At 65.2% G+C, this 12,545-nt stretch carries 8 protein-coding genes; 2 read left to right on the top strand and 6 right to left on the bottom strand.

The genetic code is table 11. The annotated features are described in order from the left end of the window. Positions 1 to 10: 10 nt before the first annotated feature. Together AAHS21_RS06340 and AAHS21_RS06335 are read left to right on the top strand one after the other, a co-directional pair. On the top strand, positions 11 to 1,696 hold the full coding sequence (locus AAHS21_RS06340) for a hypothetical protein (RefSeq protein ID WP_342926839.1): 1,686 nt from the start codon (positions 11 to 13) through the stop codon (positions 1,694 to 1,696). A 31-nt stretch (positions 1,697 to 1,727) separates the two neighbouring features. Beyond that, complete coding sequence (locus tag AAHS21_RS06335) at positions 1,728 to 2,771, top strand: glycosyltransferase (protein ID WP_342926838.1); 1,044 nt, start codon at positions 1,728 to 1,730, stop codon at positions 2,769 to 2,771. A gap of 34 nt (positions 2,772 to 2,805) precedes the next feature. On the opposite strand, the gene AAHS21_RS06330 is transcribed toward AAHS21_RS06335, so the two are convergent. The 6 genes from AAHS21_RS06330 to AAHS21_RS06305 form a co-directional block, all read right to left on the bottom strand. Next, a complete protein-coding gene (locus AAHS21_RS06330) occupies positions 2,806 to 3,705 on the bottom strand; it encodes a WecB/TagA/CpsF family glycosyltransferase (RefSeq protein ID WP_342926837.1) in 900 nt (299 codons plus the stop codon). Positions 3,706 to 3,811: 106 nt separating this feature from the next. Then, positions 3,812 to 5,404, bottom strand: a complete 1,593-nt coding sequence (locus AAHS21_RS06325) for an O-antigen ligase family protein (RefSeq protein ID WP_342926836.1) — start codon at positions 5,402 to 5,404, stop codon at positions 3,812 to 3,814. A gap of 2 nt (positions 5,405 to 5,406) precedes the next feature. Next, positions 5,407 to 6,804: a Wzz/FepE/Etk N-terminal domain-containing protein gene (locus tag AAHS21_RS06320; protein ID WP_342926835.1), complete on the bottom strand. Its 1,398-nt coding sequence runs from the start codon at positions 6,802 to 6,804 to the stop codon at positions 5,407 to 5,409. Between the two features lie 56 nt (positions 6,805 to 6,860). Continuing rightward, positions 6,861 to 8,813 carry a hypothetical protein gene (locus AAHS21_RS06315; protein ID WP_342926834.1) on the bottom strand — a complete coding sequence of 651 codons (1,953 nt, stop codon included), beginning with the start codon at positions 8,811 to 8,813 and terminating at the stop codon, positions 6,861 to 6,863. 255 nt (positions 8,814 to 9,068) lie between these two features. Beyond that, positions 9,069 to 11,078, bottom strand: a complete 2,010-nt coding sequence (locus AAHS21_RS06310) for a glycosyltransferase (protein ID WP_342926833.1) — start codon at positions 11,076 to 11,078, stop codon at positions 9,069 to 9,071. Next, positions 11,075 to 12,538, bottom strand: coding sequence for a flippase (locus AAHS21_RS06305; protein ID WP_342926832.1), 1,464 nt, complete (start codon positions 12,536 to 12,538; stop codon positions 11,075 to 11,077). Before AAHS21_RS06305 ends, AAHS21_RS06310 begins: the two co-directional genes overlap by 4 nt. Positions 12,539 to 12,545 lie beyond the last annotated feature (7 nt).

Genomic DNA, 12,545 nt, shown 5'->3' with positions numbered 1-12,545 from the left:
TCAGAAGAGAATGGTACGAATAATTAGCAAAAAGGCGCTGGCCCTTGCCGTGTTCGCAATGCTGTTGCTCAATGGGTGTGGTGGTCAGAAGCAAACCGGTCCGTTGAGTGCGATGGTAAGTCCGGCGATCCCGTCGAACGCGCAGGAGATCCCTAACCCGTTGCGTGGCCAGTACGAGGATCTCCTGGAACCGCTTTTCCCGCAAGGGAATCCGGCGCAACAACGGTATCCGGCTTGGCCGGCGTCGTCCGATGCCAGCCTGCGAATCCCGTGGCGGCAGATACAGCCCACCGACCCACGTACCTTGCCTCCCGATGCCCCTGACGATCGCAAATACGATTTCAGCGTGATCGACAACGCACTGGCCAAGCTTGCCGACCGCGGCATGCGGATGACGCTGCGGGTTATGGCCTACAGCTCCTGCTGCGACGACTCGTACCCGAACAACATGAACATTGGTGTCCCCGAGTGGGTTCGCGCCACCCCCGGGGCCACCACCAACTATGCAAATCCGACGACCGGGCCCGCGCCGGGCGTGACCCAGGTGGTGCCGAACTGGAACGACCCTAGCTATCTGGGTGCATTCGAGCAGCTCCTCGCCGCGCTCGGCCGCCGCTATGATCGCGATGAGCGGCTCAGCGTCTTCGAATTCTCCGGCTATGGGGATTTCAGCGAAAACCACATCTCGTATTTGCGTGATTCGCTGGGCGCACCGGGCCCGGAGCCCGACGACAGCGTCGCAAAGCTGGGCTATTACAGCCAGTTTCGCGACCAGAGCATTACGGTGGCATCCATTCGGCGACTGGTTGCGGCGAACGTGAACGCGTTTCCCCATACCCAGCTGGTCACCGCGCCGGACAATCCGGAGATCGTGCGCCAATTGCTCGCCGACGACACCACGAAAAAACTGTCCGCGCCCGTGGGGATCCGCGCAGACTGCCTCGGGGTGTATGCACCCCTGCCTACCTGGGCCGACTCGAAAGACTCTCAATACGTAAAGTCCAACGATGCGGTGGTGAACGCGATCAAGCAGCGGTTGTCCACCGCGCTGCTGATCACCGAATGGTGCCAGCTGCCCGATGGGACCAACCCCCGGACTTACTACGAAAAAGGGCTGCGCGACGTGATCAGGTACCACGTGTCGATGACGTCGAGCTTCAATTTCCCTGACCGGGAATCGAATGCGGCGATGGACCCGAAGCTCTATGTGCTGTGGGCTCAGGCCAACGTGGCTGCCGGTTACCGGTATTCGGTCGAGGCTCGGCAGGGATCGCAATCGATACAGGGCAAAGCGGCAACGATTGTGGCGGTGTGGACTAATCACGGAGCCGCCGCCGCCACCGAGAATTGGTCACCAAGCTATAAGTTGGTGGACTTCTCGGGAACGGTGGTGCGGACGATTCCGGCAACGGTCAACCTCAAATCGCTGGTCTCCGACGACACCAGCCAGTCACGCGAGCAGCCGGTACCGGCGTCAGCGACCGAGACGGTGCACGTCGACGTCGGGGGCCTGGCACCTGGGCACTACACGCTGCGCGCCTCGGTGGACTGGCAACAGCACAAGCCGGATGCGACGCACGTGGTGAACTATCCGCCCATGCGGTTGGCGCGCGACGGACGCGACAACTCGGGGTTGTATCCAATTGCGACACTTGATATTTCGCGCGACACCCTGATCTCCGCCGTCGGCAAATAACGTGTCGGATCCCACGCGAGCTGGCCTTCGGGTGCTGTGGCTCTCGCCGTGGTTGCGGCCGCTGGCACGCGTTCAGGTGGAAGCGTTGCGACAGCGTGGCACCGATGTCTTGCTGGTGACCTGCGATCTGCATCCGGAATCCGACGCGGCCCGGGACTACGAGGTGGTGCTCGACCCGCGGTTTCGCACGGCCGCGACCTGGCCGCCCGCCATCGCGGCGTGGCGGCGCATCCGCCAGTATCGGCCGCAAGTCGTCGTCGCCGAGTTGGTGCGCGATCCTCGATGGATCGCGCTGGCCGGACGCGCTCCCCGGGTGCAGCTGGTGCACGACGACCGTCCCCACGACGCGGTCGAAGAACTGCCGATGTACGAGTACGCCCTATTCGACCGGTGGGGGGCGCGCTCGGCGGCCACGGTTGCCTACAGTGACTATGTCGCGGCGGCCATTGCCAACCGTCGCGATGTGCGCGGCACCCGCATCCACGTCTTGCCGCTGACCAGCGACCTCGATCCGGCGTTGGTGCCGCCGCTGGCGGGCCCCGATGAGCGCCGCGACTTCATCATGATCGGCCGTCTGCACCCGTACAAGAACATCGATTTGGTCCTTGACGCCTGGCGTCAACACGTGGCCGGCGGGGGCTGGCGCGGCGACGATCTGGTGCTCATCGGCGACGGTTCAGTCAATGTGGGCCCGCTGCCCGAACACGTGCGCCGGCGCGGCGGGAGCTACCGCTACTCCGAGATCGTCGAGACGCTGACGGCCGCCAAGGGTTCGATCGCGCACTATCGGCGCGCTTCGCAGAGCGGGGTGCAGGTGCTGTCGATGCAGCTGGGTGTCATGCCGATCGTTTCCACGGCCGGCGCCTTGCCCGAATACCAACCGCCGGGCTGCCCGGCGATTGATGTCGACGACGTGGCTGGGGTGGTCGCCGCCTTCGACGAACTGGCCGATCCCGCGGTTGCAGCGCGCCGCGGAGCCGCGGCGGCCCGGCACTACGCGCAGCGGTTCAGCGTCGATTGCCTGGCGGATCGCTTGTTGACAGTGCTCACCGAGGTGGTGGACAGCCGGCGCTGAGCCCGTCGGTCAACCGCGATGGACGACGCAACGCTTAGACGGCGAGGTCTTCCAGTTCGAGGTCGGTCGGCACGTTGAGTGCCGGGACGTAGCTTGCGCCGATGCTGCTGAACCGGCTCAAGAAGATGGCGTTGCCGAGGACGTAGCGGCTGAATAGCCTCTTCGGCTCGCTCAGCAGACGGAACACCCACTCCATGTGGATCTCGCGCACCCAGCGCGGTGCCCGCTTGGTCTTGCCGCCGATGAAGTCGATCAGCGCACCCGCGTTGATGATCAACGGGTTGTAGGTAACGTTTTCCTTCAGGTACGCGGCGATCAGTTCCTGCTTGGGCATGCCCATTCCGAGGACGATGACCTTCGGCCGGTACTGCTCGACCAGCGCCAGGTAGGTCGCCCTGTCCTGGAATCCGTCCTGGGCGACGATCACGTTGTGGCCCGCCTGCGTGAGCTGGTCGACAGCGTTCGACAGGTAGGGGTCCGCGGTGCCAAGGAGGCCGACGGTCTGACCCTTGGCGCGGTCCAGCAGCCGCGGGATCAGATCGGTGCCGTTCATGTTCAGGCCGGCGTCGAGGTTCAGCTTCTGGAAGAGCAGCTGCATGCCGATGCCATCGCGGAGGATCACATCCGACTGCAGCAGGCCGTCGGCGAAGGCACCGTCGCGCTTGCACATGTTGAATGCGTGCGCGTTGACAAACGAGATAACGCGAGCGGTCCGAGAAGCGAGGCACTTGTCGATCAACGCGTCGGCGGCCTCATCGGTGTTAACCACGGTGATGCTGTTGATGATGTCGCTCGCGATGTTGCGCTCGTCTGCGTCAGTCCGGGCCGCCCGCAGCGGGAGGGTAACGCCCACGCCGCCCTCGGGTCGCACGCCAGCGTCTTCGACGCGGATGACGTCGAGGATGCCGATCGGCGACGAACTGAAAGCTTGCATGTAAGGAATAATACATGCCAGAGGTATGTAACGACAACATCAACAAACTGTGAGTTGGGTAATAACGACAGGCAAAGGCAGTGAGGGATCACTGAGGCGCCCAGCCTCAACCCTGGGTATCGCTGTTCTCAGCGAATCGCGGTGCGTGTTTAGCCGACCGTGCCGGCTCTTCCAGGCCTCCTACCAGCACCGGGATCGGTTCTGTCGTCGCATCGGCGACGGTTGAGCCGTCGTCGGGCCTCGCGTCGGAGGTTTCTTCCGGCCGTTTGCGGGCCATATTGGCGAGCCCCATCGCGGCGCCGAGCACCATACCGAACACCACGGAATCCGGGGTGTCCTCAATATTTGGTCCGACAACGTTCAAGGCGAGCAGGCCCACGCTGACCGCGCCGGCGATTTTGGCCGGCTGCGACGTGCTGCGCAGCGCCCGGATCACCGGCCGCAGTGCAAACCAGGCGAAGATCGTCATGCCGATCGCCCCGGCTTTGACGAGCCACCACAGATAAAAGTTGTGGGCGTAGGTGGTACCTAGCAGCACGGTGAAGCTGTCGAAGCTGAACTGGTCGTTGCCCGAGTCCTCGCCGAAGGCCAGTCGGTAGGCGTAGCCCATGCCGTGGCCGAAGATCGGCGCCTTGGCGATCGCGCGGGTGAGGTCGGCGTTTTCGATCAGCCGATATTTCGTCGAGTCGTCCACGGCGAGCGAACTTGCCGTGACGCCGCTCAGGACACGGTGACTGAAGCCGGCGAACTGATGGCCCAGCCATGCTCCGGCCTTCGAACGCTGCAATAGAAAGAGTGCGCCCGGCACCATGGCCGCCATGATCGCCACGCTGCTGACGGCGAAGGCGGCGGAGCGCCGCAGCGCCTGCCAACCGGGGTTGGCCAAGAACGCGACGACACCGGCCACGGCGATCGCGATCAGCGTGCCGCGGGAAAACGCCAGGAGCGAGATGATCAATGAGGGCACGCCCACCGCCCAGAACGTCGCGGGCCGGACCCGACCGAGGACCTGGGCAGCGACCAGCGCGGCCAGCACGGCGACGGCCGGCGCGGTGGTTGGGATGATCAGCCGGGTGACCGAGCCGCCGGTGGTCGATTCGCCGATGGTTTCGAAGCGGCCGGTCAGGCGTAGACCCAGCGACGAGCTCACGATCGCCATGACCGCCGAAAACCACAGCGTCGCGACGAGCGTCTGCGTCGCTCCCTTGATGTAGTCGCCGTGGACGATCAACAGGGCCAGCATGTACCCGGCGACCATTTCGAAGAGGCACGTCATTTCATGCAGGATCGCCTCGGCGGAATGTCCGTCCTCGAACCCGGCGGCGGTATAGAGAAGCACGGTCAGGACGAAGATGCCCGGTGGCACGTAATCGGAGAACCGCGGCCGCACCAGCAGAATCAGATAGAAGATCGCCAACAACGTCACGACGTGCCAGACATAGATCGTGGTCGGGCCGACAACCTTTCCGACGTACAGTCCGATGGGCAGCGCCCCGAAGGTATAGAACAGCGCGATCCATACCATCGCCTCCGGTCTGGCCCAGTACACGACCAAGCCGAACATCGCGCCGACGAGCACGATCCCCTGATAAGGGTCGCGAACCGACGCCACGCCGAAGGCGAAACAGAACAACAGGAACACCCCCAGGGCCATCGCGGCCATTACCAGGCGATGGCGAGTCTGCAGGTACCTGATCATGCCTATCCGCCGAGTTTTGCCCGGTAAGCCTTGGTGGCAGCCCTGTTGTGCCGAGCGACCCGGGCATCGGTCAAGACGGTGCCGATCACCCGGGCACCTGCGGCGTTCAGTGCGGTCAGGGCGTCGGCGAGTTCCTCCTCGGTGGTGCGCCGCGCCCGGACCACCAGCACGGTGGCCTGTACGGCGCCTGCCAGCAGGCCGGAGTCGGCCGTGGCCAGCACCGGCGGGCCGTCGATGATCGTCCGGGAAAAGGTCGCGGACAATTCCTGCATCACGTTGTCCAGCACCTCTGGCTGGTAGGAGCTGCAGGGCAGAGTGTCACGGCGGGCGGCGCGCGGCGCCAGCAGGAACAGCTTCGGGATCGGGGTCGCCTTGACCACCTCGACCGCGATTTCAGGGTTGGCCAGCGCGCTGGCCAGGCCTTCTCCCGATTCGACCTTCAGCAGACCGGCGATCACGGGTCGACGGGTGTCGCCCTCGACCAGCAGCACGTCCTCGCCGGCTTCGGCGGATGCCTTGGCTAGGTTCAGGGCCGTGGTCGTGGTGCCCTCGCCGCCGAACGGCGCCGTAACCACCACCCGGCTCGCTCCGGGGCCGGCCGCACGCAGCATCCGCGCGCGCAGACCGCGGACCGCGTCGTCGAAAGTGACGTCGGTGCCGAAGCGCGGCGCGGTGCCCCGCCGCCCCGGCAACTCGGCCAGGGTCGGCAGATTGGAGAGCCGCTCAAGCTTTTCGCGATCGCGCACGCTGTGGTCGGTGGCTTCACGGGTCAACGCCACTCCGACGCCGAGGAGGACCCCCGCCACCAGCCCCAAACCCATGTTGCGCGTCGGCACCGGACTGGTCGGGTACTTCGGCACGGTGGCGGGCTCGACCACCGTCGCCCGGGCCATGACCGTCTCCGGTTGCGGGTTCTGCGGCGGTGGTTCGCCATTCTGCGGCTGCGGCGGTGCTCCCTTAGGACTGGCGCCCAGGGTTCCGACGACGCTGACGAACTCGTCGGCCATCGCCTTGGCCAGCTGGGCGGTGCGATTCGCATCGGTGTCGGTCACGGTGATCGTGAACAGCAGTGACTTCGGGACGTACTGGACGTGCGTCTTGGCTGCCAGGGCGTCGGGACTGATCGGCAGGTCGTAATGCGCTACCGCGCGGTCCGCCACCGAGCGTCCGCCGGCGATCGTCGCGTACGACGAGAGCCGGTCCTGCACAGCCTGCGTCCCGTAGTACAGCTGGGTCGGGTCGGTCTGCCCGGGAAACGAAATGAGCACGGTGGCCGACGACTCGTAAAGTCTCGTCTGAAACGCCGTGACCGCAGCGGCGCCCGCCAGACAGGCCAGCATGGCACCGGCTAACAGCTTCCAGTGGACGGTCAACGTCCGGGCGAAGGTGCGGAAATCCATCGGGTAATACCTCTCTATGCCCTCTCCGGGCACTCTCTAGCGAAAAGCGCGCCGATTCAGACTGAGCTTCGTCGGGCCCGGTACACGAGCACGCCGCCGCCGATCGCGACTGCCAGCACCCAGGCGCCGCCAATCCACCACAGCCACGTGTAGTTGTCCTCGTGTTTAGGCTGTTGTACCGCGATGTCGCTGGGCGGATTCGCAATCGTGATCGGTTCCTTGCCCGGCACGTCGATAATCTCTCGGCCGTCGAGCCCGAACCACCGGCCCGGCTCGGCGGCCAGCCACCGCAGCAACTCATCGAGCTGCTGAGGGGCAGCGTTGGACGTCGCGATCAGAATCGAGCGGTGACCGTCGTAGGTGGTCTGCAACGAGCCGAAGTGGATCGATGGATCGAGGGTCAGCGAGACGGACTCGCCCCCGGAATCCAAACCCTCGACCGTGATGTTGCCGTTCTCGGCGTTGAACGGCAACGGGATCGTCTGCACCGGCCACGCACCGGCCGAGATCAGCACCGCCGGGTCGTGGCTGTCGATCGCCTGCTTGAGGCTGGTCACCTTGGTCGTCAGCGGCACCACCGACAGCTGTTGCAGGCCGACGACGATTTGGACCGCGCGCACGGTGTCGTTGAACGCGTCGTCAGTGATGCCGACTTGAACGCGTGGGGTCATCAAAGATTGCGGGATGGACGGAAAGCCTTTTGGCATAGGCGGATCGGCACGACTGGTCTGAATCTCGGTTTTCGGGTCGATTTTCAGGGTGATCGGGAGGTACTCGCCGCAGTGTCCGGCGTCCCCGGTGGTGTGCACCTTGATCGAGAGGCTGGTGGCACGAGTCAGCAACCGATCCGGAATGTCCACCCAGTGATCGATCGTGCCGTTGGCCTCGGCCGGCCATCGGTTGACCGTCTGCCCTCCGACCGAGGCGATCACCTCACCGCCGAAATTGCTGGGAAGTGGTGTGTGCGAACCGAGCACGTGTACCCGGACGTGTTCGAGCGAATGGCCCCATCGCGTTTGGTCCAGGCTGATGCTTACGTCGGGCCATAGATCCTCGGCACTGAGCCCGGTCTGATTCATCTTTTCCAGCGTGGTGGTATCGCCGGCCAGCTTTTGTTTGTTCGGCAGCGGCCCGGCGACTGCGGTAGGTCCCTGTGCGAATGTCAACGAGGGATCCGTCAGCAGGCGCGTCTGGTTGGTGAGCTCGTCGCCGGCTCCCGAGATGACCAGGGAGGGAACGCCCGTGCTGCCTTGCAGCGCAAGGCCTTTGTCCGGGCCCTCCTTGATGATGATCTGCCGCTCGAGGGGCAGCGACGGATCGACCAGGGTGCTGCCACGGTCGTAGAGGGCTTCGACCGACACCTGCGGGTTCTGCCCGCCGTAGCGGTCTTCCAGGGCTGCCGCCAGTTGTACCGCCGCGTCGGACTCCTGCTGCGTCGGCTTCGGCGGCACGAAGATCGTCAGTTTGCGGACGACCGGGGGGAGAAAGTCGGCGATCGTCTTCGGTGCGACCTCCCCGCCGGTGAACGTGATCGAGCCGTTGACCAGCCGAATCGGGGTCAGGGGATCCCAGCAGTAGTTCTCGAGCGGCAGCAACGTCGCTGTCAGGGTGAGGCTCACCGAATTGCCGGTGACCTTCGTTCCGGCCAGGGGGATGACCATCGGCGTCTGGTCCTTGGTCGGCAACTCCATCCGGCTGATCGTGCGGTCGTCCTGAGTGATCGTCAGATTGCCGAACCGGAGATTGACCGGGATCTCCAGCGTCGCGTTCAACGACACCGGAGTCAGTCCCGCGGGCACCGAAAACGTCAGACCGGTGACGGAGAGTTCGCGGTGCGGGTAAAACTCGATCGTGCTCTGCGCGCCCAAATTACTCAGCGGCAGGGTGGGAGCGTCAATGACGGCACCGCCGACGCTGGGCGGGTCTGCCGCTGCGGGCGGTGCCACCAGGATGAGCATCGCGATAACCCCGGCGAGTGCTAGAAGCCGGCGCGGCAGACTCCTTATCATCGCTGCATTGTAGGCAGTCGAGCTAGGCCGATTCGGCCCGATGCTGTCGAGGCGCGGGGACGCAAGGGCTTGTGTTCGTCGATGAGCATCGCGGCCCGATTCCGGGTCGCGAATCCGCTTGTCGCTGATCTTAATTCCCTTCCGGTACGCGGTCGGCGCGAGGCGAAACCGTCTTTACTTCGTTCTTCATTGCGCAAAGGTGCAGCGGTGCATACGGGTTACGCGGCCGGTGGACCCTATGAGCTTCACATTCGTTCACAGGACCGCATCTATCGCGTCGAGGTAGGCATCGGTCATCGCTTCCACGGTGTAGTGCGTGCGCATGCGCTCGTAGCCACGCATTCCGACCGAGGGCAACGCGGCAGGGTCTGCCAGTATCTTGGCCAAGCATTCTCGCCAGCCCTGCACCGTGATGGGATCGACGAGAAAGCCCGCCTTTCCGAAATCCAGCATTTCCGGAACCGCGCAGACCGCCGATGACACAACCGGTATGGCTCGCCCCATGGCCTCGAGGATCACCAACGGAAACGCTTCCAGGCGGCTGGGCAGGCACATCACATCGGCATCGGCCAGCGCATGTTCGGGACCGGGTGACCAGCCGCGCCAATGCACCCGGTCGCGTAGCGCCGCGGGTGTGCGGGCTTCGAGTTCCGCTCGATCGGGGCCATCGCCGAATATCGATAACTCCCAAGGCAATTCCGTGAGCCCGGCGAGGGCCTCGACCAGGAGGTGGGGCTTCTTGTGCTCGACGATCCGCGAAAGCATCACCAAATGCACCGGGGCATCCGCGGGGCGAACCCGCTGGGTCGGCTTTCCCTCGAAGGGGACGCCGTTGGGCGCCACGAAGCGTCGCCCGGTCAACCGGTGGTGCGCGGCGATCATATCCCAGTGTCGTTGTGCCAGAACGATAAAGCCGTCCGAGCGCGACATCGCGGCCGCTAGTGGCCGCGAGTAGATCGGCTCGTGCTCCTCGGGAGGGGTATGTGGGGCGACCAGCCAGCGCCGCTGCCGCCCGGAGGCCCGCCATAGCGTGCCGAAGCCCGTCTCGGTGTTGGTGTCGCCACTGATCAACACCGCCGGACCTTCGGGCAGGTCGACGACCGGAGCCCACCACGGCTGGCGTACCACCCGCACGCTGGGTGGAATTTCCTCGATCATCGGGCCGAACCGTTGTACGCACACGATGGTCACCGTGTAGCCGCGACGAACCAATTCGGCTGCCAGCAATGCCTTTTGCCGCTCGGCGCCACCGAATACCAGACGATTGGTGGCGATCACGATTGTCGGCAGACCGTTGCGTCGGTTGCGCCGCGCTGCCCGGCGGGCCGCTCGCTTCGGGGCCTGTATCCGATCCAGAAGCGTTGTCCCGAGCAGGTATACGTCCGCATGGTGGACGCTGGTCCGGTGCTCAAGGACCAGCGCGGTGTTGGCCCGCGTCAAGTCGCGGTCGCGGCGGCCGCGGTCGACGGAAAGGTCGGGCATCGCGTCTGCCTCGAGCGCGCCGAAGGCCGCCACCGGATCGGCGGTGTCGAAGCCGATCTCATCGGCGAGCAGGATCTGCCAGCCTGCCGCGTGGGCGCGGGTCTGCCAGTCGACGTCGGCGCCGTAGCCGAAGAACTCCTCGTCGAAGCCGCCGATCGTGTTCCACGCCGCGCGGCTGATCGCCAGGCAGCCGCCGCCGATATAGCCGTCGACGCCGTGCGACTCGGTGGGCTGGTGCGGGTATCGAGGCGAAACCGGCGTTCGGCGTAGCCTATTCGAGTATCCGGCGACCCCGACCAGGGCACGCAGCAGCGTGGGGCGGCGCATCGCGTGGTCCCACGGGACCTGATCGGTTGTGGCGCTGGTGTGCGCCATCGGCGAGACCGCCGCCACATGCGGCTGACGAAGCAGCTCTCGGGTGCGCGTCAACGGTCCCCGCAGCTGGGTTGCGGGACTCAACAGCAGCAGGTCCGCGTCACACGGTGCGTTCTGCGCCAGCGCGTTGAACGCCGCACCGACGCCAAGCCGTGCCGACCCCAACGTCCAATGGACCGCGGGGTGCCGGGCGAGGAGCTCCTCGCGATCGGGAGATACGTCACCGCTGTTCTCGTACACATAGACGGGCAGCTCGGGCAGGTGCTCGGCGACGCCGGCAAGACATTTCTCGAACGAGCCATCGTTCTGATCGGTCACGATCAGCACAGCGAGCGACCTCGCGGAAGGCAGCGCGACCGCATCACCGGCCGGGCGTCTCAGATATGCCCGATCCCTTACCCGGGTCATGCCGGTATCTTTTTTCCGGTGAGCGAGGCCAGCATTGACCATTTGACGGGCCCGATTGCCAGATTGGCGATCAGGTAGACGGCGGCCGCGAGCAGCAGCACCACCACCACGTGCAGGTGGGGGAGTAAGAGCACCACCGCGACACTGGCCGCGGTCGGCACGAGCAGCCGCAGCACGAATGCCAGCGGCTCGCGGTAGCCGGACTTGCGGCGCAGTTGCCAGCTGGCGGCCGCCACGCTGAACAGCTCCGTGCACACCAACGTGATACCGGCACCGACAGCGCCGAACCGTGGGGCCAGAACAAGATTCAGCACCACGTTGAGTGCCAGGGTGATAATCCAGGCCCGGAACAAGAACTGCTGTTGATGCGAGGCGAACAAGCCCTGTCCGAGAGTGCTTGCGATGCAACGTAATCCGGCCGCAACCAACAGCAGTGCCAGGGTCGGGGTACCGCGCGCCACGAAGGCCTGGTCGCCGAGTAGGCCGATCAACGGGCCGGCCAGTAGTGCGCCGACCACGGCGACCGGCACCATCATGAAGTACATCAATTCGACGCTGCGGCCGAGGAACTGGGCGAACGCGGGGACATCGCGGGAGAAGAGCTCGGTGGCTGTAGACAGCGACGACTTGAGGAAGAAGATCGCCAGCACCTCGGTGTTGAACGCAAGCGTGTAGGCCAGCCCGTAGACGCCGACCTCGGAATGGGTGCTCAGTACCGACAGCAGGACGCCGTCGGCGCGCCAGTACACGAGCGCGACCACCATGACGCCCATCAGCGGCAGGCTCTCCCGCAACAACTCCACCGTCTCCCGCGGCGCGAAGATGGGACGCAGCGAAATGTGTCGCGCCGCGGCGGTTCCTTGGATCAGCAACTGCAGGACCGGCGGGATGAGCTGGATCACCGCGAACCAGATCACGTCGGCGTGGCCGGCCACCAGGCAGCAGACCGCCGCCAGCACCCCGAGCCGGCTGGCCACGTCGGAGATGGCCATCGCGGAGAACTTGACCGTAGCCATGAATACCGGCTCGAACCGAGTGGTCATCGTCATCAACAGCAACTGCCCGGACAGCACCACCAGCATCACGCGCACGTCACGGTCGTGGTAGATCAGCAATCCGGTGAGCGTCGCCATCGCCGCGAGTGGAAGGCAGTACAACACCGACAGGCCGCTGTTGACCCGAACGAGCCGCTCGAGCTCGCCCCGGCCGGACGCCACCCGGCGGACGATGACGGTCCCGATGCCGAGATCAGCCAGGCTGGACCACATCCCGATGAATACGACCGCGATCGTGAGCTGACCGTAGGGTCCGGGACCAAGGTAGCGGGCGGTCATCGCGACCGAGACGACCGAGGCCAGCATCCCCAGTGCCCGGCAGATCAGCTGGATCGCGTAGGCGTGCGCAATTTTCGACAGCGGCACGGACGGCGTGACCGCTGGGTCGACGACCGGTTCCGTCATCGCTGTT

It is taken from the genome of Mycobacterium sp. 050272 (genome assembly GCF_039023525.1).
In the GTDB taxonomy this organism is placed as follows: domain Bacteria; phylum Actinomycetota; class Actinomycetes; order Mycobacteriales; family Mycobacteriaceae; genus Mycobacterium.
This window is presented reverse-complemented; position numbering and strand designations above follow the sequence as displayed.

Coding starts and splice junctions, on each gene's coding strand:
- AAHS21_RS06340 (WP_342926839.1), top strand. CDS start 11: ATGGTACGAATAATTAGCAAAAAGGCGCTGGCCCTTGCCGTGTTCGCA.
- AAHS21_RS06330 (WP_342926837.1), bottom strand. CDS start 3,705: ATGCAAGCTTTCAGTTCGTCGCCGATCGGCATCCTCGACGTCATCCGC.
- AAHS21_RS06325 (WP_342926836.1), bottom strand. CDS start 5,404: ATGATCAGGTACCTGCAGACTCGCCATCGCCTGGTAATGGCCGCGATG.
- AAHS21_RS06320 (WP_342926835.1), bottom strand. CDS start 6,804: ATGGATTTCCGCACCTTCGCCCGGACGTTGACCGTCCACTGGAAGCTG.
- AAHS21_RS06315 (WP_342926834.1), bottom strand. CDS start 8,813: ATGATAAGGAGTCTGCCGCGCCGGCTTCTAGCACTCGCCGGGGTTATC.
- AAHS21_RS06310 (WP_342926833.1), bottom strand. CDS start 11,078: ATGACCCGGGTAAGGGATCGGGCATATCTGAGACGCCCGGCCGGTGAT.
- AAHS21_RS06305 (WP_342926832.1), bottom strand. CDS start 12,538: ATGACGGAACCGGTCGTCGACCCAGCGGTCACGCCGTCCGTGCCGCTG.